The following is an 18,925-nucleotide window of genomic DNA, read 5'->3' on the forward strand; positions in this document are numbered from 1 at the left end:
GACGGCGGGCTGCGCGAGGCGGCAGAGGACGGCGGGCTGCGCGAGGCGGCAGAGGACGGCGGAGCCAGCAGCTCCGGATGAGGAACTGAGGGCCGGGCAAGCCAAATTTTCGCACCGTATTTGTTCCTGGCCGGGAGTCCCCCTGTCCCGTTTGCAAGATACCCCCGGGGGTATTATTGTTGAGTGCAGAGGAGGAAGGAATCCCTTCCCCGTCCACCGCAAGAAGGAGTTCCCCGAATGCTTATTGAGCGCATTTACGACGAAGACCTTGCCCAGGCGAGCTATTTCATTGGTTGCCAGGCCAAGGGTGAGGCGCTGGTGGTTGATCCCCGGCGTGATATTGCCGTGTACCGGGATCTTGCTGCCGCGAACGGGATGAAGATCGTCGCGGTGACCGAGACGCATATCCACGCGGACTTCCTGTCCGGGACCCGGGAACTGGCTGCCGCGACGGGCGCTGCCGCGTATGTTTCGGGCGAGGGCGGAGCGGACTGGCAGTACGGGTTCGACGCCGGGCGGCTGAACGACAACGATGAGATCAAGCTGGGCAACATCACGGTCAAGGCCCTCCACACTCCCGGGCACACCCCGGAGCACCTGTCCTTTTTGATCACCGACGGCGCGTTCGCCGACGCCCCGGGCTACCTGCTCTCGGGTGACTTCGTCTTCTCCGGCGACCTGGGCCGCCCGGACCTGCTGGACGAGGCCGCCGGCGGGGTTGATACCCGGTTCGCCGGCGCGAAGCAGCTCTTCGCGAGCCTGCGCGATAAGTTCCTGACCCTGCCGGACCACGTCCAGGTCCACCCCGGCCACGGCGCCGGCAGCGCCTGCGGCAAGGCCCTGGGCGCGATCCCGTCCTCCACGGTCGGCTACGAACGCCTCTACGCCTGGTGGGGCCCGTACCTGGCCGCGAACGACGAGCAGGGCTTCATCGACGAACTCCTCGACGGCCAGCCCGACGCGCACGCCTACTTCGCCCGGATGAAGCGTGAAAACCGGGAAGGCCCGGCCGTGATGGGCGAACGCGCACCCCTGGCCGAACTCGCCACCGCCGACGTCGCCGCCGACCTCGCCGCGGACAAGGTCATCTTCGTGGACACCCGCCCGAACAACGAGGTCCACGAAGGTACCGTCACCGGCTCCGTGAACGTCCCGGCCGGCAAATCCACCGCCAGCTTCGGCGCCTGGGTCGTGAACCCGGAAACCGACACCAACCCGCTGGTGCTCCTGGCCCCGGACCAGGCCGCCGCGCAGGAAATGTGGGACCACCTGGTCCGCGTCGGCATCGACAAGGTCGCCGGCTACGTCACCGGCCTCGAAGGCCTGCCGGTCTCCGTGCCGAAGCTGATCCAGCCCGAGGAACTCGACGGCTTCGACGCCGCGATGGTCCTGGACGTCCGCAACCGCACCGAGCACTCCGCCGGGCACATCCCCGGCTCCTACCAGCTCAGCGGCGGCCGCGTCATGTGGCACCTGGACGAACTCCCCGCCGAGGGCACCATCGTGTCCTACTGCCAAAGCGGCGTCCGGAACTCCGTCGCGGCCAGCGCCCTGCGCCGCGCCGGCTACGACGTCGTCGAACTCGACGGCAGCTACGCTGCGTGGAACGCACAACAGCAGTCGGCCCAGCAGGCCAAGGAAACCGTCCCGGCCAGCTAACACCACGAGCCGCGGACACAACGCAACAACCGCACTAACGCAGTAACCGCAGCAGCAACACGTGGCGGCGGGCAGGGGAAACACCCCCGCCCGCCGCCACAGTTGTGCCCCCGGAAGCCTGCGATGGCTGCGCTCAGCCGGCCCCTCCGGTGTGCAGCCGCAACCTCCGGAAGGCCGGCACCTTGAGACGGTCGGCGATGAGTCCGCCGGTGAGCGTCGCCGCAGCGATGAGCAACAGCAGGGCGCCTGGAACCGGCGCCATCAGGACACCCCACAGCGCCAGCGCAGAGGCGCCGGCGACGTCCAGCACCGACGCCGCCAGCAGCAGCCCGGAGGGCCGGTCCTTCCACGCCGGGAGCGCCGTGCGCACAACGTAGCTGGTCACCTGGCTGCTGAAGACCAGGGTCAGGAAGATGACGGTCCGGACCTGGTCGATGCCGCCCCCGGGCCAAAGCTGCCCGGACGCCCAGAGCAAGGCCAGCGACGCGCCGAGCATCGGCACGGCGACCACGAGGGCGCCGGCGATGGTCCGTGCCACGTGCCACGTGTCAGGGCGCTGCGAGAAGCGGGCGTTGTCCGTGGTGAGCATCATGCTCACCACGTCGTTGGCGAGCAGCAGCAGCGCCATCAGCAACGGCGTGAACACGAGCTGGCCGAAGGAGAGCACCCCGGCGGTCAGCAACAACGGCACCTCCAGTTTCTTCACGCTGACGTTCAGGGCGTAGGTCAGCGAGCGCTGGTGGATCCTCCTGCTTTCCTCGACCAAACCCACAATGTCGTTCAATCCCCCGCGGACCAGGACCACCCCGGCCGCGGACTTTGCCACGTCCGTCGCGGCTTCCATGGCGATCCCCACCTCGGCCTGGCGCAGCGCCGGGGCATCATTGACACCGTCCCCGGTCATTCCCACCACGTGGCCCGCCTGCTGAAGCAGCTGCACGATCCGGTGCTTGTCCTGGGGCAGGACCTGGGCAATAACGGCGGGTCCTCCATCTTCGTGGCCCAGCGCCGCGAGGTCCTCCGCCCGGACCACGTCGCCGTTGAGCCCCACGTCCGCGGCGACGGCGGCGGCTGTGGCAGCGCTGTCGCCGGTGACCATGATGACCCGGATTCCGAGTCCGGCGAGCCGGGCCAGGAGACCGGCGGCTTCAGGCCGCACCCGGTCGGCGAGGGCAATGAGCCCGAGCAGGCGCCAGCTCCCGTCGTCGAGAGCGACGGCGAGGACCCGGGCGCCGCCGGAGGCCAGGGCCTCCAGTTCCGCCGGCGGCCGGGTCCCGGCCATGGCCGCGATGACGTGCGGGGCACCCTTGGTGACCCGGACGGTCCTGCCGTCCCTGGCCACCGTTGCCTGGGAACGCTTGGTCGCGGGGTCGAACGGGGTGAAGCTCAGCCTGTCCCCGGCCCCCGCGGGTTCACCGGCCCGCACGGATTCACCGGCCGCCGCGAGGATCGCCAGGTCCAGGGGATCCTGTGTGGCGGCGTCGGAGGCCGCGGCAGCCCACTGCAGGAGCTCGTCCCGGCCGAGCGCCCCGCTGGGGGCGACGGCGGCGACCGCGAGCTTGTTTTCGGTCAGCGTGCCCGTCTTGTCTATGCACAGGACGCTCATCGACGCGGCGTCCTGCAGGGCCGTGAGCCGCGTCGTCAGGATCCCCAGCGACGCAAGGTGCTTCGCGCCGAGGGCGCCGGCCAGGGCGAAGGCGGCCGGCATGGCCACCGGCACCGACGCCAGCAGCAGTATTATCGCGTAGGAGATCACGTCTGTGCTGGTGGAGCCGGCGGCGGCCAGCCCGGCGGTGCCCGCCACGGCCAGGACCAGGTCCACGGCAATGAATACCCGCACAATCCGCAACACCACGTGTTCCAGGTGGGCGGCGGGCGCGGAGCTGCCCACCAGCTCCGCGGTTTTGCCGAAGTAGGTGGCGGCGCCGGTCGCGGCCACGGTGCCGCTGGCTTCTCCGCGGACCACCGTGGCGCCGGCGTAGACGGTGCTGCCCGGGTCCCGGGTAACGGGAACGGACTCGCCGGTGAGGGTGGACTGGTCCACCGTCATGGTGCCGTCCTGGACCACGACGTCGGCGGGCACGAAATCGCCGACCCGGAGGTGGACAGCGTCGCCGGGGACCAGGCGGGATGCCGGGATCACAGTCCAGGCCCCGTCCCGCAGCACCCGCGCATTGATCTCCAGCCGGCTGCGGAGCAGCTCGACGGCAGCCACCGCGCGGCGCTCCTGGACGATGCCCAGCGCCGTGTTCAGGCTCAGGACCATCAGGATGATCAGCGCGTCCAGCCATTTGCCCAGCACGAACTCCAGGACAATGGTTGCCTCCAGCATCCACGGGACGGGCGCCCAAAGTTTCCGCAGCAGCCGCAGCGCCAGCCCCGTCCGCTGCAGCGGGACGGTGTTAGGGCCGGCAGTCTCAAGCAACCGGGCTGCCTGTGCGGTGGACAGCCCCTGCGGCGCGGCCACGTTTTTTCAGCCTTGCGCCGGACCCGCATCCGTGCGGACCACCAGCACCGGGCACGGGGCGTGGTGGACGGCATGGTTTGATACCGAGCCAAGCAGCATTCCGGTGAAGCCGCCATGGCCGCGCGATCCAACCACCAGGAGGTCGGCGCCGGCGGCGGCCCGGAGCAGCACGTCCGCAGGATGGCCTTCAGTCACCTCGCCGGTGACGTCGACGCCGGCACCGGCCGCGTGCCGCAGCGCGTCTGTGTGGGCCTGCCGCGCGTGCTCGCCGAAGGCGTCCCGGTCCGGCCCCCGGCCGGCTGCGTCCCCGATGACGGGATAATGCCAGGCGCTCACCAGGTGGACCTGGCCGGACCGCAGGCGCGCCTCCTCAAGCGCCCAGTCAAGGGCTGCGAGCGAGGAGTCCGAGCCGTCCACTCCGACTACGATTCGAAACGTTGCTGCGGCTGCCATCGCGCCTCCGTACCTGCGTCTTCCGGGCACGGCGTTGTGCCACACGCCCCACGATCCTCCCGGCGGCCGGGTCAATCAAGGGTCCTTGTACCGTGGCCGGCTGCATCCGGCGCGTCCGGCGCAGGGGGCAGCCAGGCTACGCGTGGCGCAGGCCCGGTTCCTCCCCCGCGGCCAACTCCGGAACCTGGAAGGCCTCCAGCCATGCCAGGGCCTCTGTGCGTGAGGTGAAATACGCGTGCGGGCAAAAGTCGTGGCGGCGCAGTGCCGCCGCCACGACGGTGTCCACCACGCTGGAGCCCAGCAGGGCCACCGCGGACACGGCCTCGGCTCGTTCGTACGCACCCCTCGCCGCAGCACTCATGGTCACACCGGCGATCTCAACCAGCAGCGGTAGCTCCCTGCCGCCGCTGAGGCCCCGCATCGCTTCAATGGACTCGGCAGCGTCTCCGGCGTCCACCTGCGCCCCCGGTGTCCAGGCCAAGTGAAAGTAGGACCCGCACAATGCGAGCCTCGCTTTTCCGTCTGCGATCAGGATCTCTTCCATGCGCTCCCCCTAGGTCCCCAAGATACCCTTCCCGGCCGGGGTGACCGGGACCCGGGCCACGGAAAAGCGCCGGAGGACATGTCCTCCGGCGCTTTTTGTCCGTGCTTTTCCATTCCGGCCGTCCCCTGCTTAGGAGAGGAGTGCCTGCACCGTCACATAGGCGGCGACCAGCAGGACCAGGACGCCGAAACCGCGTTTGAGCACCTTGTCCGGGATCCTGGTGCCGAGCCGGCCCGCGACCAGGGAGGCAACCATGGCTGCCCCCGCGAACGCTGCCGTGACGGCCCAGTCGATCTGCAGATCACCGAGGTGCGCGGCGAAGCCGGCAATCGAGTTGATCACGATGATGACCAGCGAGGTACCGACGGTCACCGCCATCGGCAGGCCCAGGACCAGGGTCAGAGCCGGGACGATCAGGAAGCCGCCGCCGACGCCGAGGAGCCCGGTCAGGAAGCCCACGACGGCGCCGGTCGCAATGGCCTTGGGCAGGCAGCTGCGCCAGTTGACGCCGCCGCCGGGCAGGGCGCAGGACCCGCCGGATGCCTTGGACGGAAGCATCATCCGGATGCCGGCGAAGACCATGATGGCGGCAAACGCCAGCAGCAGCACTTTCGGGTCGAGCAGCCGGTTCACGTACGCGCCCAAGTAGGCGGTTGCCGTGCCGGCGGCGCCAATGATGAGGGCAAGCCGCCAGTTCACTCCGCCCCGCAGGCGGGGCAGCACCGCGACGGCGGACGAGGCACCGACAACGACCAGCGACGTCGGGATCGCCGCAGCCAGCGGGAGCCCCACCCCATAGACGAGGGCGGGGACGGCGAGAATGGACCCGCCGCCTCCAACCAGGCCCAGCAGGCCGCCGACGATCAGCCCGAACGCCGCCGCGGTGAGGATCATGCCTTGGAGCCCAGGTTCTGCAGCGCCTGGTGGGCGGTGGGCTCGTTGGCGGAACGGTTCCACGGCATCTTGGAGAGCATCTGGCCCATGGCGCAGCTGTTCGTCGCAGCCGAGAAGGTCAGGCCGGCTCCGATGCCGCCGGCAAGCAGACCCAGTTTCGGCGAGAGCAGCTTGCTTCCGACGACGCCGGCCAGGACCAAGGATCCGGCCGTCATGCGGACCTGGCGTTCCAGGGCCCAGGTGTTGCGGCCCTTCACCACGTTGCCGCCGGCGGCGGCGTAGGCGGGAACGCCTCCGGCCAGCACGCTCGCGCTGCCCAGGCCGACTGCGTCCAGGTGCTTCCGGGCCTGCTCGGCCCGGTTTCCGGACTGGCACACCAGAACAACGCGGGTGCCCATCTTGGCGGCAAATTCCTCGGTGTGTTCGCTCAGCATAGAGAGCGGGACATGGTACGAGCCCTTGATGTGCATCGAATCAAACTCGGCACCGCTGCGTACGTCAATCACCATCAGGTCATCGTGGTTGTCCTCCCAGGCTTTCAGGGTGGAGGCGTCAATGGACTGGGGTGCGGACTCGACCGTAGTGGTCTTGTTTGAGGTAGTCATAGTCTCTTTCGGTATAGCTTGGGCAGTTCTGGCGGCAGCGCGCGGGTGCGGGAAGCCGCCGACCACCTGCCTGGAGCCCTTAAGGGCGCAATCAGGACAGGTGGAGGCCCGGGCGGCACAGTGGGGGGAGGCGCCGCCCGGGCAGTTTATGGGAGTGTCAGCCGGCGGGAAGCCCGGCGGCGGACCAGTCGAGCATTCCGCCGGTCATCGTGTAGGAGGTGAAGCCGGCCGAAGCGAGCTGGTCGGCGGCGGCCGCGCTGCGGCGGCCGCTGCGGCAGACGGCGACGACGGGACGGGCCTTGTCCAGTTCGCCCAACCGTGCGGGCAGTTCGCCCAGTGGGATGTGCTGCGCGCCCGCGATCATGCCGTCGGCGACTTCGGCGGATTCGCGAACGTCCACGATCTGGGCGTTGCTGCCGTTCTTGAGCTGTTCGTTGAGCTCCTGGGCGGTAATGTCCATGGGTGTGCACCTTTCGGGAGGCGTTCGGTGGGGGCATGTGGCCGATCCAGCCACTACCAATATACCCCCAGGGGTATTAAGGTTCAAATTGGCGGTGATGCGCCGGGGCGCCCCTGAGCCTTGAGCGGCCCGGTCGCCGCGCAGGCCACGGGGCGTCAGGTCAGGCGCAGGAAGAGGCCCCGGATTTCTTCCAGGGTGAGCTTCTGGCCGGCCGCGTCATCGGCAGCCGCACCCTCCATGCCCTCCGGCACGTCGGCGATGCACTCGCGCATGGCGGAGGAGATCAGTTCGAAACCGGCCTTATCCAGGGCGCCGCGGACAGCCGAAAGCTGTGTGACGACACTCCGGCAGTCGGATCCGGATTCGACGGCGGCGATCAGCGCGCCGAGTTGACCCTGGGCTCGCTTGAGCCGGTTGATGGTGCGGCGCATCGCGGCGTCGGGGCCCGGCTTTACCCCGGGCAGGCTGATGGCGGACGACATGCTCAGTTGCCCCCGCCGCTGTAGGTGACCGGATGGCCGTTGCGGTACCACTCCGTGATGCCTCCCATGACATTGACTGCGTCGTAGCCCTGCTCCGCCAGGAAGGCGGTGGCCCGGACGCTGCGTCCGCCGGAGGCGCACATGACGTAGACGGTGCGGCCGATCGGAACGTCGCCAAGGGTCTGCGGCAGCGCCGACAGCGGGAGGTTCTTCGTGCCGGGAACGCTGGCCTCGGCATACTCCTCGGCTTCCCGCACGTCGATGATGGGAACACCGGGCACGAGTGCCGCCAGGTCATCAACAGAAATGCTTTTCATACTGCTTTCCTTTCAGGCTGCCGGGAGCTCCGGGCGGAAACTTGACCCTTCCATCATGATACCCCCCGGGGTATTTTTGCAAGCCCAGCCCCTTGCCGGCCCGGCCCGGCAGTCACGCTTGCACGCAATACCCCCGGGGGTATATATTCGATGCATGGCAACCATCGACATTTCTGAAAAGACCTTCAACGACACCATTTCCGGCAACGACATCGTGCTGGTGGACTTCTGGGCAGCCTGGTGCGGTCCCTGCCGCATGTTTGCCCCCACGTTCAGCAAGGCGTCCGAGGCCCACCCCGACGTCGTCTTCGCGAAGGTGGACACGGAGGCCGAGCCCGGGCTCTCCGCAGCGGCACGCATCACCTCGATCCCTACCCTGATGGCTTTCCGCGAGGGTATCCTCGTCTTCTCCCAGCCCGGCGCCATGAACGCCAGCGGACTCGATGAACTCATCACCGCAGTCAAGGGCCTGGACATGGAAGACGTGCGGGCGAAGATGGCCGCCGCCCCCGCGTCCTGACCGTCACAGACCACCCCGGCAGTACCAGCACTACCCGACCAGCAATACCCACCAAAGGAGAAAACAATGTGCAGTTCCGTTCGTTGCAATAGCTGTGGAAAGATCACCTGGGCCGGCTGCGGCGAGCACGTCGAGTCCGTCATGGCCAACGTGCCCGCCGAACAGCGCTGCACCTGCAAGTGATCCCCCCTCGACCGGCCGGGGTGCCGCAGTGCCTGCGCCCCGCCGGGCGATGATGCCACTCAGGCCCGCGCCCGTACGGGAGCACCTTCCTGGCCGCGCTTCGCAGCGGAAGGTGCTCTCCGTGCTGGTCGGCGGCCAGATACTGGGCGGCATCGGCATGGGCGCAACCCTGTCCCTTGGCTCGCTGCTGGCGGCCCAGCTGTCCGGCTCGCCGGCCTGGGCCGGCACGGCCGCAACCATGAGCACCCTCGGCGCGGCCCTCGCCGCGATACCGCTGGCCCGGCTGGCGCTCGCCCGGGGACGCCGGGTGTCGCTATCCACCGGTGCCCTCATCGCCGGTGCCGGCGCGGTCATCGCGATCAGCTCCGCGGCGCTCGCGGTCTTCCCGCTGCTCCTGCTGGGGTTGATGCTGCTGGGCTCGGGTTCCGCCGTCAACCTGCAGGCCCGCTTTGCCGCCACTGACCTTGCCCGGCCCGGTTCCCGGGCCCGCGACCTCTCCGTGGTCGTCTGGTCCACCACCATCGGGGCCGTGCTGGGCCCCAATCTCTTCAGCCCCGGGGAAACCGTCGGCGCCGCCCTCGGCCTGCCGCCCATGACCGGGGCTTTTGCTTTTTCGGTGGCCGCCCAGCTGGCCGCAGCCGCTGTGTACCTGGCCGGACTGCGGCCGGACCCGTTGCTGGAGGCGCTGAAAACCGGAGACCGGCCCGGGGAAACCGCCGCTCCGCAGTCCGGACTGACGATCCTTCGCCGCAACGCCCGGGCCCGGTACGCCGTCGTCGTGGTGGCACTCAGCCACGCCACGATGGTGGCGCTGATGTCCATGACCCCGATCCATCTGCGCGAGCACGGCGCAAGCCTGACGATCGTGGGCTTCACCATCAGCCTGCACATCGCCGGAATGTACGCCCTCTCCCCCGTCTTCGGCTGGCTTGCCGACAAGGCCGGACGGCTGCCCGTGGTGCTGCTGGGCCAGGCGATGCTGCTGGCCTCCCTCCTGATCGCCGGTTTCGCCGCGGATTCGCGCACAGCCGTGACGGTCAGCCTCATCCTGCTGGGCCTGGGCTGGTCCGCCTCGGTTGTCGCGGGCTCCGCCATGGTGGCCGAGTCCGTCTCCGGTCATGACCGGCCGGCCATCCAGGGCATGTCCGACCTGGGCATGAACGCCGCCGGGGCCTTCGGCGGCGCCCTTGCGGGTCCGGTCCTTACCGCGGCTGGCTATTCCGGGCTCGGCTTCCTGGCCATCGTGCTGGTTGCCGTCGTCATCGGCTGGACAGCCGTCCGGACGTGGGGAAAGGCGGACCAACATGCCGCGGCACACCAGGGCTGAGGACCAGCCGGCCGGCGCGGGCCGGCTGGGACGCCCGGCCAAGCTGGCGTGGCTGCGCCGGGACTGGCGTTCGCTGCGCGGCTGGCAGCGCCCACGGATGGTGGCTGCCGGGATCACCGCCGTTGCCGCCGCGGCTGCCCTCGTCGCCGCGAACGGCGCGGCCGGGGCAGGCGCGGCCTGGGCCGGTACGCCTTGGGCCGCCTGGTGGTCCGTCCCGGCCATCGCCGCGGGGTCGCTGCTGGCCGGCCTCCTCGTCGGCAGCTATGTCCGGGCCCCGATCGGCGCAGAGGCCACGCTGTGTGATACCCGGTGGCCGGTACTCGGACTCGCCGGGCTGGCCCTGGGCACCTCCCCCGGCCCGGACAGCCTCCTCGCCTACCTGTTCAGCTGGGCGGCCCCTGCGGTGCTGGGCACCCTGATCCAGCCGGCCGTCTCACTCGCCTCCCTCGCATTGCTGGGCTGGGCGCTGCGATTGCGTCTGGATCTTGAACGGGCAGCCCTGGCTCCCGACGACGGCGCGCCGTTCGGCGCCGTTTCCTGCCCCACCTGCCGGCCGCTTTTCCCGCCGGCCCGCGGAGCCGGTTACTCCGGTGGAGACGCTCTGCACCAAACCGGCGCCCATACGGTACGGTCGACAACACGCCGGCAGTAACCTGCGACGTCCCTGGGACAAGCGCCGCTGCCGTCGGCTCACACCATCTGCGCTTGGCCGAAGGGAACCCACGATGTCAGACACCCCCACCACCGCCTCCCCCGATCGCCCCGAGGGCCCGGGAAGCGGCATCCGCTGGGGAATCCTCGGCACCGGCTTTATTGCCGGACTGCAGACGTCGGACCTGCTGGAGCACGGCTTTACCGTCCAGGCGGTGGGCTCCCGGGACCTCGCAACGGCCCGCCAATTCGCCGGCAAATTCCAACTGCCCGCGGCGCACGGAAGCTACGAAGCGCTGGTGGCCGACCCCGACGTCGACGTGGTCTACGTCTCCTCGCCGCACCCCTTCCATTATGAGAACGCGCTGCTGGCCCTGAACGCCGGCAAACACGTGCTGGTGGAAAAGCCGTTCGCCATGAACGCGTGGCAGGCGCAGGAGATCGTGGACCTCGCCGCGTCCAAGGGCCTGGTGGCCCTTGAGGCGATGTGGACGCGCTACCTGCCGCACATGGTCCGGATCCGGGAACTGATCGCTGCGGGCGCCCTGGGCGAGGTCCGGACCGTGATCGCGGACCACAACCAGAACCTGCCCAAAGACCCGGAACACCGGCTTAACGACCCCGCGCTGGGCGGCGGCGCCCTCCTGGACCTGGGGATCTACCCCGTGTCTTTCGCCTTCGACGTGTTCGGGGCGCCGGTGCGGATCCAGGCCGCTGCCAGCATGACGGCCACCGGCGTCGACCGCCAGACCGCCATGATCTTCGAATACGGGGACGGCGAGCAGGCAGTGCTGCACTGCGCCCTGGACACCGCCGGGCCCAACCGCGCCGCGGTGATCGGGACCGCAGGCAGCATCGAAATCGACCCGGTCTGGTACACGCCCACCGGTTTCACCCGCTACGACGACGGCGGCAACGTCCTCGAGCGGTTTGACGAGCCGGTCACCGGCCGCGGCATGCAGTACCAGGCGTGGGAAACCGAGCGGCTCATTGCCGCCGGTGCCGTCGCCAACGACATCCTCTCCCCGCGCGAGAGTGTCCAGGTCATGACGGCGCTGGACGCAGTCCGAAGCCAGATCGGGCTCAGCTACCCCAGCGACGCCCGCTAGCGGGATCGGCGCCGGACTGCCCGCTGCCGCAGACTGCCGCCTGCTGGCCCGGCCTACTGCCCCGGCCTACTGTCCCGTGGCCGGGCACCGCCCCGGGCGGGCGCGTTCGACGTCGTCCGCACTGGCTTGTTGCCCGCTCGCCGCGAGTCCGGCCACGACGCCGTCGATGTCCCGGTCCGGGCGGTTTTGACTGAGTTTGGTTTTCGCTTCGATCCTGCTGATCCGCAGTTCGACGCCGACGATGGCGCGCAGCTGGCCTGCGATATAGGGCTCCGGCGCGTCATCCACGGACCAGGGCTGCTCCGAACGGCGTTCGTTAAGGTCCGTCAGCCGCCTGACATGGTCGGCGAGCCAGGCCGGGTCGTCGTGGATCACCAGCGTGCCGTAGACATGCGCCGTGGAGTAGTTCCAGGTGGGGACGACGCGTCCGTGTTCGGCCTTGGAGGCGTACCAGGACGGGGAAATATACGCATCGGCGCCCTGCACGATGGCCAGCGCCTCGCCGATCGCGGGTTCGGACCACTGCGTGTTGTTCCGCGCCAGGTGGCCCTGCAGTGTGCCGTAGCCGCCGCCGGAAGGGTCGTAGAGCAGCGGCAGCAGGGTCGCGAGCATGCCGTTCGCGGTCATCGTGACCAGGTTCGCGGCCGCCGGGGCGGCCAGGAGGTCCTGGACGGCGCCGGGCCCGGCCGCGAAGTGCGCTGGGATGTACATGGGTTGTTCCTTTTTTCGTGGATGGGCGGTGCGGTGAGGTGCGGGAAGTAGAGGGAGCTGGAAGCGTCAAGGCTGTGCCGGCGGCGGCCTCAGCCGGGTGCGGACCGCGAGGCCGGCGCAGGCGATGACCGCGGCGCCGCCCAGCAGGGTGGTCTGCGTCAGCGGCTCGCCAAGGAGCAGCGCCGCCCAGGCGATGCTCAGCACGGGCTGGATGAGCTGGATCTGGCTGACCCGGGTCATGGGGCCGATGGCGAGCCCACGGTACCAGGCGAAGAATCCGAGAAACATGCTGATGACGCCGAGATAGGCGAAAGCGGCCCACTGCGCCGGCGTGCCCGACGGCGGCTGCTGGGCCACCGCTACACCGGCCAGGACGAACATCAGCGGCGCCGCGATAACCAGGGCCCAGGACACGGTCTGCCAGGCGCCCAGCTCGCGGGCGAGCAGGCCGCCCTCGGCGTAGCCGATGGCTGCGGCGGCGACGGCGCCGAGGAGCAGCAGATCCGCCCACTGCGGCTGCCCGAAACCTCCCGGCCGCGCAAAGGCGAACCCGACGGCTGCGGCTGCGCCGGCAGCCGAGGCGAGCCAGAAAGCCCTGGGCGGACGCTCATGGCCGCGCAGAACGGCGGCGGTTGCGGTAGCCGCCGGGAGCAGGGCAATTACAACGGCCCCGTGGCTGGCGGGAGCGCTGGTGAGGGCGAAGGAGGTGAGCAGCGGAAAGCCAACGACGATGCCGCCGGCGACCACGGCGAGCCGCGCCCATTGCGGCCCCACCGGGAAGCGCTGCCGGGTGAGCGTGAGGGCGAGGGCCGCGAGGACTGCGGCCACGACCGCCCGGCCGGAGCCGATGAACAGCGGCGACAGCCCGGCTACGGCGACCCGGGTGAAGGGAACGGTGAAGGAGAAGGCCGCGACGCCGGCCAGGCCCCACCAGAGGCCGCCGGCCGGCCGGCCGGAAAGGCCACCGGGCCTGCCACCGGGTCGGTCGCCGGGTACGTCCGCGGCGAGGCGGGGCGGTATCACCGGGGGGAAAATCACAGTAGCGCTACTATTGTCTCTCATGAACAACGATAGCAGTTCGCGGATCTTCGAGCAGTTGCGGGACTGGATTGCACGGGCCGCCCCCGGATCGCAGCTGCCGTCCACGCGGTCACTGGTGGCCGAGCACCAAGCCAGTCCCGTTACGGTACAAAAGGCCCTGCAGGCTCTCACCACGCAGGGGCTCATCGAGAGCCGGCCCGGCGTCGGGACCTTCGTGAGGGCCGTTCCGACGGCGCGGCCCTCGGACTACGGCTGGCAGACAGCGGCCCTTCGGACGCCGCACGCACCGCTGCGTTCGGCGTCGACCGCCATGCGCAGCGCCTCGAACGACGTGATCGCCCTGCACTCCGGCTACCCTGCCCGCGAGCTGTTGCCCGAGCGGCTGGTCCGGGCCGCCCTGACCAGGGCGGCGAGAGGCGAGGCGGCACTGTCCCGCGCTCCGGGAGCAGGGCTCCCGGAGCTGCAATCCTGGTTCGCGCACGAGTTGGGCACCTCGACGGCCGCCGGCGTCACCCCGCCGGCAGCGAGCGACGTCGTCGTACTGCCGGGAAGCCAAAGCGGGCTCAGCTCGATCTTCCGGGCGCTGGTGGGCAGCGGTCAGCCGCTGCTGATGGAGTCCCCCAGCTATTGGGGCGCCATTCTCGCCGCCGCCCAGGCGGGCGTGCGCGTGGTCCCCGTTCCGAGCGGCCCGGACGGCCCGGACCCGGACGAGTTGGACCGCGCCTTCGAGGAAACCGGGGCGCGGCTGTTCTACGCGCAGGCCAACTACGCCAACCCCACCGGGGCGCAGTGGACGCCCCGGCGCGGCGCAGAGGTCCTGGAGATTGTGCGCCGGCACGGTGCGTTCCTCGTGGAGGATGACTGGGCCCATGACTTCGGCATCACCTCGGACCCCTCCCCCGTCGCCGCCCGGGACGATTCCGGCCATGTGGTGTACCTGCGGACCCTGACGAAGAGCGTGTCGCCGGCCATCCGGGTTGCCGCGGTGATCGCGCGCGGTCCGGCGAGGGAACGCATCCTCGCGGACCGCGGGGCGGAGTCAATGTACGTCAGCGGCCTGCTGCAGGCCGCGGCACTGGATGTCGTCACCCAGCCCGCCTGGCAGACGCACCTGCGCAGCGTCCGGCACCAGCTCCAGTCCCGCCGCGACCTGCTGATCACGAGCCTGCGCGAGCACGCCCCGCAGGCCCACCTGACGCTGGTGCCCAAAGGCGGCCTGAACCTCTGGGCCCGCCTGCCCGACGGGACCGACGTCGAGCAGCTCAGCGCCGACTGCGAGCGCGCAGGGCTGCTGATTGCCGCCGGTACGGAATGGTTTCCCGCCGAACCCGCCGGGCCCTTCATCCGGCTCAATTACACCGGGCCCAACCCGGGGTCCTTCCCGGCGGGGGCACGCATCCTGGGCCAGGCGATCGACCGCAACGGCCGGTAGCCGGGGGCGGGTTTCCGGCAGGCTGGTAGGGTCTGCGCATGGATAAAAATTTGGGGAAGTTCATCGATGATTTCGCGCAGCTGGTGCAGCTGGCCCAGGCAGGGCAGCACCGGGTGCCATCCGGGACACAGCTGCTGACGACGCTGAGTGACCACCTGGGCTTGCCGGCCGGGACGGTGGCCGTAGTGGTGGAGCAGATCCCGCCGCACCGGTTCGTGGATGCCGACATCCAGATGGCGGGACTCGCGGGCGTGGACCCTGAGCACCGGCTGGTGGGTATCGGCGGCGGCGACCAGCGCCACCATCATTCCCTGAGTGACATGCTGCAGCAGGCGCAGGTCTTTCCACAGTTCCCGCTTGCCCAGCCCGACTACGCCAACCTGGCCGTAGGCCCGGATGAGCTGCGGCAGGCCGTGGCGCTGGGGCTGTGGCTGTTCCACCACGGCGGCCGTCCGATCGCGGTGCTGCAGCGCGACGCCAACCCCCGCTACGGCCGGCAAACAGCGTCCCTGGAAGTCCTGGCCGGTGACACGGAGGCTGCTGCCAACTTCCTCGCCGAGTTCCGGCGCCGGATGCAGCACCACAGCATCTTGAAGGGGCAGGTGATCTCCCTGGTCATGGGCGAGTACGGCCCCAGTGCGGCGGGCGTGACCTTCCACGCCCGGCCGGCGCTGGCCGCGTCCGAGGTCATCCTGCCGGAAGGCCTGCTGCAGAAGGTGTCGGACCACGCCCTTGGCATTGCGGAGCACCGGGACACCCTCAACCGGTACGGGCAGCACCTCAAGCGCGGGATCCTGCTGTACGGGCGGCCCGGCACCGGAAAAACCCACACCGTGCGTTATCTGTTGAGCCGCAGCGGCGGTGCCACCGCCATCCTGTTGTCCGGCGGGTCGCTGGCCCGGATCTCCGAGGCGGCCACCATGGCGAGGGCGCTGCAGCCGTCCATCGTCGTGCTGGAGGACTGTGATCTCATCGCCGAGGACCGGAGCTTCGGCCACGGACCGCAGCCGCTGCTCTTCGAGGTGCTCGACGCGATGGACGGCTTGGCCAGTGACGCGGACGTGGCGTTCGTCCTCACCACCAACCGGGTGGACATGCTGGAGCGCGCCCTCGCGCAGCGCCCCGGGCGGGTTGACCTGGCGGTGGAGATTCCGCTGCCCGCACAGCCGGAGCGGGTGGCGCTGCTCGAGCTGTATTCGCGCGGGATTCCCTTCGGAACGGCTGCACTTGAGGAGGCCGCGGGCCGTACCGAGGGCACCACCGCATCGTTCGCCCGCGAACTGATCCGGCGCGCCGTCGTCGCCGCCGCCCTGGAGGGCGTGCCCGTCGCGGACGGCCACCTCTTGGCTGCCGTGGCGGACCTGATGGCCGACGGCGAGGCGCTCACCCGGAGTTTGCTTGGCAGCGGCGGAGGCGGCGCTGGTTTCGGCTCCGGCGGTGGGGGCGTTGGGGGCGGATTCGGGGGCGGATTCGGAGGAGCCGGGCCGGCCGGCGGAGGCAGCTCCGGGGGCGGAGAAGCCGTTGGCGGAGGCGGCTCAGTCGCTTTCTCATAAGGCGAGGCGTTTCAGATTTGAGAATTGGCGGGTCTGCATGACCCAGTGCGAGGGCTCCAGCAGGAGCACACTTAGCAGCGGCTGAAGCCATTTCGGCCGGAACGACCAGTACCCGCTGACGACCACCCGGCTGCGCCCGTCAGCGGTGTCTTTGAGCTCAAAGCCCCAGAGCGAGTCGGTGAAGTGCCGCGGCCTTGTTCCGGCCGGGTCGAACGGACGCCCGCGCAGATCCAGTGACATGCGTAGACCCAGAAACCGCTCGTGATCCAGCGCCGCGATTTCCCACCACTGGCTTCCGTCCGGTTTGGCCGCAAGCCGGTCCCCGACGGCGATTTCCTGCCATTCCGGATGAATTGTCCTTGCGCTGCGGCGCCCGAAGTTATCCAGACGATCCCAGCTGTACCAGCCGGCCCGGTCGGTTCCCATCTGTACCAGCCAAGGCCACACCCGTGAGCGGGGTGCATCAATCGTCACAGCCATGGTCGCGCTACGGATACCGTCCGGAATGACTCCGGAACCCGAGTATGGTCCCTGAACTTCGTCGTCCGTGGCGCCGGCACGCAGCAAGCGCGGCCGCGCAAACGCCAGGTAGGCGGTGATACCGGCGGCAGCTCCCCCGGCCATGGCAAGTCGCCTGGCTTCGATCTTCTTCATCGTTGGTTCTCCCCGTCAGGGCTGAGGTGCTTCCGAAAGAACGCAAGGATCCGCCGGCGGGCGTCCTGGGCCGAGGGCTCGTGATAGCTGGCCGCCGCCAGTTTCGCGAGCAGCCTGTCTCCGAATGTCAGATCCGATTCAGCGTGCTGATTCAGGAATCCGTGTCCGGCGCCGGGGTAGACCCTGATGTCATGGTCTATGCCGGCGGCAGTCAGCAGCGGTTCCAGCCGTGCCGGCACTTTCCGCACTCCCGGCCAGCGGTCCTCGGCGCCATAGCTCGCAACGATCGGACACGCACGCGGCATCGCTCTCGCAGTTGCGTCGTCGAGTCCGCCATAGTTCACGCTGGCCGCAGCGAAGTCATGATCCGGGGCGAGCATAAGGGCAAGGCCTCCGCCCATGCAGAAGCCGATCACTCCGACCCGGCCCGTGCAGTCGCCACGTGCCGCCAGCCATGCCCGGGCGAGATCAAGGTCGCCCAGCGGCCGCCAGCCCCGGATGAGGGACCACAGACAGGCCGACCTGCTGCCCCAGTAGAACAAATCCGGTGCCACCGCGAGGAACCCTTCGCCGGCCAGCCAATCGGCCTGTTCCCGAGTGTCCCGGCTCAAGCCAAGCGCGTCATGGATGACGACGACGCCCGGCCAGGGCCCGGCGCCGGCCGGGATGGCGAGGTAAACAGGCATGTTCCCGCGTTCGGTGCCAATGCACGTCTCGGCCATGAGGGGGCTCCCGGAAGGTTCGAACCAATCACGATGTGAATTACGGCTTACCAGTTGTGCCCCCGAGCACGGAAGATCCGTTGGACGCAGCCGTGAGTATAGGAATGGGCCGACTGGTTTCGCGGCCGCGGAAATTGATGGAACCGGCCGCACTTGCCAGCGGAAAACCCACGGCCCCGGACAGGTTTGCCTGCTGGGTTTCAGCACCGCAATAAATGTCGGTGGCCACTTCTAGTCTTGGGGTATGAAAAGCGGAGCAGCTCTGAGTGCGGGGATGGGTGCGGGGACAGGTGTGGACATCCGCGCAGCGGCGGTGGCGGCCGACGGCGCTGCCGTGTCCGGCGCTGCCGTGTCCGGCGTCGCCGTGGCCGGCGTCGCCGTGGCCGGCGCTGCCGTGGTCGGCGCTCCACAGGCTCTCCTTGCCCGCGCCCGCGCTGTTCCTGCTTGTTCGTTGCGCAGCGTTAGCGGTGTTTACGGTGCTTGTGGGTGCGCCCGGCACCGCCGGGGTTGGTTCGCTTTTCTGTCGGTGGCCTCATTTAGGCTTTGGGTATGAAAAGCGGGGCGGCTTTGAGTGCGGAGATCGGTGCGGCGGCGGCGACCGTCGCGGCGTCTTCTGCCGCGTTGGCTGCCCTGTTGGAGGGCATCGGTACCGGTGATTCGGCCGATCCGTTGCGTGAGGTGTCGGAGGCGTGCCTGGACGGTTTGGCGGAGGTGGCCCGCACTGAATCCCGGCTCGCGGCGTTGAAGGGTTTGCTGACCGCCGGGTACGTGCGCTCCTCCGAGGCCCTGGCGGGGCCGGCGGCGAACCTGCAGGACGTTACGGTCCAGGAGATGTCAACGGTCGCGGAGATCGCGTGTGTGTTGACGGTCAGTGAACGCAGCGCCGGGGCGCTGATCTGTGATTCCCTGGCCCTGACGGAGGTGCTGCCGCTGACCCTGGCGGCGCTGCAGGGCGGTGAGCTGTCGTGGCAGCATGCCCGGGTCATGGTCGATGAGGCCGCGAACCTGGATGCGGCCGGGGCCGCGGCGCTGGAAGCGCATTTCCTGGACCCGGACGCGCCGAACCCGGCCCGGGGCTGCCCGGCCGGGGAACTGGTGCCGGGCCGGTTCCGGGCGAAAGCGCGCGCCTGGCGCGAACGCC

General features: G+C 69.6%; 19 protein-coding genes and 1 pseudogene. 8 read left to right on the top strand and 12 right to left on the bottom strand.

The features are described from left to right. Window positions 1-237: 237 nt before the first annotated feature. Window positions 238-1,659 carry an MBL fold metallo-hydrolase gene (locus tag ABIN76_RS17140; protein WP_346960207.1) on the top strand — a complete coding sequence of 474 codons (1,422 nt, stop codon included), beginning with the start codon at window positions 238-240 and terminating at the stop codon, window positions 1,657-1,659. Between the two features lie 133 nt (window positions 1,660-1,792). Here the strand turns inward: ABIN76_RS17140 and ABIN76_RS17145 are convergent, their stop codons facing one another. From ABIN76_RS17145 to ABIN76_RS17180, 8 genes are all read right to left on the bottom strand, one after another. Beyond that, window positions 1,793-4,126 (bottom strand): HAD-IC family P-type ATPase, encoded by a 2,334-nt coding sequence (locus ABIN76_RS17145; protein WP_346960867.1) that lies wholly within the window; start codon window positions 4,124-4,126, stop codon window positions 1,793-1,795. A 6-nt stretch (window positions 4,127-4,132) separates the two neighbouring features. Then, on the bottom strand, window positions 4,133-4,579 hold the full coding sequence (locus ABIN76_RS17150; RefSeq protein ID WP_346960868.1) for a universal stress protein: 447 nt from the start codon (window positions 4,577-4,579) through the stop codon (window positions 4,133-4,135). A gap of 136 nt (window positions 4,580-4,715) precedes the next feature. Beyond that, window positions 4,716-5,123, bottom strand: a complete 408-nt coding sequence (locus ABIN76_RS17155) for an STAS/SEC14 domain-containing protein (protein WP_346960869.1) — start codon at window positions 5,121-5,123, stop codon at window positions 4,716-4,718. A 129-nt stretch (window positions 5,124-5,252) separates the two neighbouring features. Beyond that, the gene (locus ABIN76_RS17160) at window positions 5,253-6,017 is read right to left on the bottom strand and encodes a sulfite exporter TauE/SafE family protein (RefSeq protein WP_346960870.1); all 765 of its coding nucleotides are present in this window, start codon (window positions 6,015-6,017) and stop codon (window positions 5,253-5,255) included. Then, the gene (locus ABIN76_RS17165; RefSeq protein ID WP_346960871.1) at window positions 6,014-6,622 is read right to left on the bottom strand and encodes a rhodanese-like domain-containing protein; all 609 of its coding nucleotides are present in this window, start codon (window positions 6,620-6,622) and stop codon (window positions 6,014-6,016) included. Before ABIN76_RS17165 ends, ABIN76_RS17160 begins: the two co-directional genes overlap by 4 nt. A gap of 157 nt (window positions 6,623-6,779) precedes the next feature. Then, window positions 6,780-7,082, bottom strand: coding sequence for a rhodanese-like domain-containing protein (locus ABIN76_RS17170; protein ID WP_346960872.1), 303 nt, complete (start codon window positions 7,080-7,082; stop codon window positions 6,780-6,782). Window positions 7,083-7,237: 155 nt separating this feature from the next. Then, entirely contained in the window at window positions 7,238-7,564 is a 327-nt protein-coding gene (locus ABIN76_RS17175; RefSeq protein WP_346960873.1) for a metal-sensitive transcriptional regulator, read from the bottom strand. A 2-nt stretch (window positions 7,565-7,566) separates the two neighbouring features. Further along, window positions 7,567-7,881 (bottom strand): rhodanese-like domain-containing protein, encoded by a 315-nt coding sequence (locus ABIN76_RS17180; RefSeq protein WP_346960874.1) that lies wholly within the window; start codon window positions 7,879-7,881, stop codon window positions 7,567-7,569. Window positions 7,882-8,035: 154 nt separating this feature from the next. Here ABIN76_RS17180 and trxA point away from each other — a divergent pair, with 154 nt between their 5' ends. The 4 genes from trxA (at window position 8,036) to ABIN76_RS17200 (ending at window position 11,671) form a co-directional block, all read left to right on the top strand. Further along, complete coding sequence (trxA, locus tag ABIN76_RS17185) at window positions 8,036-8,401, top strand: thioredoxin (protein ID WP_346960875.1); 366 nt, start codon at window positions 8,036-8,038, stop codon at window positions 8,399-8,401. A 295-nt stretch (window positions 8,402-8,696) separates the two neighbouring features. Continuing rightward, entirely contained in the window at window positions 8,697-9,911 is a 1,215-nt protein-coding gene (locus tag ABIN76_RS17190) for an MFS transporter (protein ID WP_346960876.1), read from the top strand. Further along, window positions 9,889-10,563 carry a hypothetical protein gene (locus tag ABIN76_RS17195; RefSeq protein ID WP_346960877.1) on the top strand — a complete coding sequence of 225 codons (675 nt, stop codon included), beginning with the start codon at window positions 9,889-9,891 and terminating at the stop codon, window positions 10,561-10,563. The genes ABIN76_RS17190 and ABIN76_RS17195 overlap by 23 nt, the downstream gene beginning before the upstream one ends. A gap of 73 nt (window positions 10,564-10,636) precedes the next feature. Further along, the gene (locus ABIN76_RS17200; protein ID WP_346960878.1) at window positions 10,637-11,671 is read left to right on the top strand and encodes a Gfo/Idh/MocA family oxidoreductase; all 1,035 of its coding nucleotides are present in this window, start codon (window positions 10,637-10,639) and stop codon (window positions 11,669-11,671) included. 66 nt (window positions 11,672-11,737) lie between these two features. On the opposite strand, the gene ABIN76_RS17205 is transcribed toward ABIN76_RS17200, so the two are convergent. Beyond that, entirely contained in the window at window positions 11,738-12,382 is a 645-nt protein-coding gene (locus tag ABIN76_RS17205) for an FMN-binding negative transcriptional regulator (protein WP_346960879.1), read from the bottom strand. Window positions 12,383-12,448: 66 nt separating this feature from the next. Beyond that, window positions 12,449-13,420 carry a DMT family transporter gene (locus ABIN76_RS17210; protein WP_346960880.1) on the bottom strand — a complete coding sequence of 324 codons (972 nt, stop codon included), beginning with the start codon at window positions 13,418-13,420 and terminating at the stop codon, window positions 12,449-12,451. A 22-nt stretch (window positions 13,421-13,442) separates the two neighbouring features. On the opposite strand from ABIN76_RS17210, the gene ABIN76_RS17215 reads away from it, so the two are divergent. Both ABIN76_RS17215 and ABIN76_RS17220 read left to right on the top strand, forming a co-directional pair. After that, window positions 13,443-14,855, top strand: a complete 1,413-nt coding sequence (locus ABIN76_RS17215; protein WP_346960881.1) for a PLP-dependent aminotransferase family protein — start codon at window positions 13,443-13,445, stop codon at window positions 14,853-14,855. Window positions 14,856-14,893: 38 nt separating this feature from the next. Then, window positions 14,894-16,408 carry an ATP-binding protein gene (locus ABIN76_RS17220; protein WP_346960882.1) on the top strand — a complete coding sequence of 505 codons (1,515 nt, stop codon included), beginning with the start codon at window positions 14,894-14,896 and terminating at the stop codon, window positions 16,406-16,408. Here ABIN76_RS17220 and ABIN76_RS17225 read toward each other — a convergent pair. Beyond that, window positions 16,403-17,062: a hypothetical protein gene (locus ABIN76_RS17225; protein ID WP_346960883.1), complete on the bottom strand. Its 660-nt coding sequence runs from the start codon at window positions 17,060-17,062 to the stop codon at window positions 16,403-16,405. The genes ABIN76_RS17220 and ABIN76_RS17225 overlap by 6 nt on opposite strands. Beyond that, window positions 17,059-17,784: a dienelactone hydrolase family protein gene (locus ABIN76_RS17230; protein WP_346960884.1), complete on the bottom strand. Its 726-nt coding sequence runs from the start codon at window positions 17,782-17,784 to the stop codon at window positions 17,059-17,061. Before ABIN76_RS17230 ends, ABIN76_RS17225 begins: the two co-directional genes overlap by 4 nt. A gap of 549 nt (window positions 17,785-18,333) precedes the next feature. Between ABIN76_RS17230 and ABIN76_RS17235 the strand changes: the two are divergent. Beyond that, window positions 18,334-18,925: pseudogene (locus tag ABIN76_RS17235) on the top strand (endonuclease); the annotation flags it as partial.

The organism is uncultured Arthrobacter sp., from assembly GCF_964021775.1.
Lineage (GTDB): Bacteria > Actinomycetota > Actinomycetes > Actinomycetales > Micrococcaceae > Arthrobacter.

What these genes read in the sequence shown, in the direction of transcription:
- ABIN76_RS17140 (WP_346960207.1), top strand. Translation starts at nt 238, where the DNA reads ATGCTTATTGAGCGCATTTACGACGAAGACCTTGCCCAGGCGAGCTAT.
- ABIN76_RS17150 (WP_346960868.1), bottom strand. Translation starts at nt 4,579, where the DNA reads ATGGCAGCCGCAGCAACGTTTCGAATCGTAGTCGGAGTGGACGGCTCG.
- ABIN76_RS17155 (WP_346960869.1), bottom strand. Translation starts at nt 5,123, where the DNA reads ATGGAAGAGATCCTGATCGCAGACGGAAAAGCGAGGCTCGCATTGTGC.
- ABIN76_RS17160 (WP_346960870.1), bottom strand. Translation starts at nt 6,017, where the DNA reads ATGATCCTCACCGCGGCGGCGTTCGGGCTGATCGTCGGCGGCCTGCTG.
- ABIN76_RS17165 (WP_346960871.1), bottom strand. Translation starts at nt 6,622, where the DNA reads ATGACTACCTCAAACAAGACCACTACGGTCGAGTCCGCACCCCAGTCC.
- ABIN76_RS17170 (WP_346960872.1), bottom strand. Translation starts at nt 7,082, where the DNA reads ATGGACATTACCGCCCAGGAGCTCAACGAACAGCTCAAGAACGGCAGC.
- ABIN76_RS17175 (WP_346960873.1), bottom strand. Translation starts at nt 7,564, where the DNA reads ATGTCGTCCGCCATCAGCCTGCCCGGGGTAAAGCCGGGCCCCGACGCC.
- ABIN76_RS17180 (WP_346960874.1), bottom strand. Translation starts at nt 7,881, where the DNA reads ATGAAAAGCATTTCTGTTGATGACCTGGCGGCACTCGTGCCCGGTGTT.
- trxA (WP_346960875.1), top strand. Translation starts at nt 8,036, where the DNA reads ATGGCAACCATCGACATTTCTGAAAAGACCTTCAACGACACCATTTCC.
- ABIN76_RS17195 (WP_346960877.1), top strand. Translation starts at nt 9,889, where the DNA reads ATGCCGCGGCACACCAGGGCTGAGGACCAGCCGGCCGGCGCGGGCCGG.
- ABIN76_RS17200 (WP_346960878.1), top strand. Translation starts at nt 10,637, where the DNA reads ATGTCAGACACCCCCACCACCGCCTCCCCCGATCGCCCCGAGGGCCCG.
- ABIN76_RS17205 (WP_346960879.1), bottom strand. Translation starts at nt 12,382, where the DNA reads ATGTACATCCCAGCGCACTTCGCGGCCGGGCCCGGCGCCGTCCAGGAC.
- ABIN76_RS17215 (WP_346960881.1), top strand. Translation starts at nt 13,443, where the DNA reads ATGAACAACGATAGCAGTTCGCGGATCTTCGAGCAGTTGCGGGACTGG.
- ABIN76_RS17220 (WP_346960882.1), top strand. Translation starts at nt 14,894, where the DNA reads ATGGATAAAAATTTGGGGAAGTTCATCGATGATTTCGCGCAGCTGGTG.
- ABIN76_RS17225 (WP_346960883.1), bottom strand. Translation starts at nt 17,062, where the DNA reads ATGAAGAAGATCGAAGCCAGGCGACTTGCCATGGCCGGGGGAGCTGCC.
- ABIN76_RS17230 (WP_346960884.1), bottom strand. Translation starts at nt 17,784, where the DNA reads ATGGCCGAGACGTGCATTGGCACCGAACGCGGGAACATGCCTGTTTAC.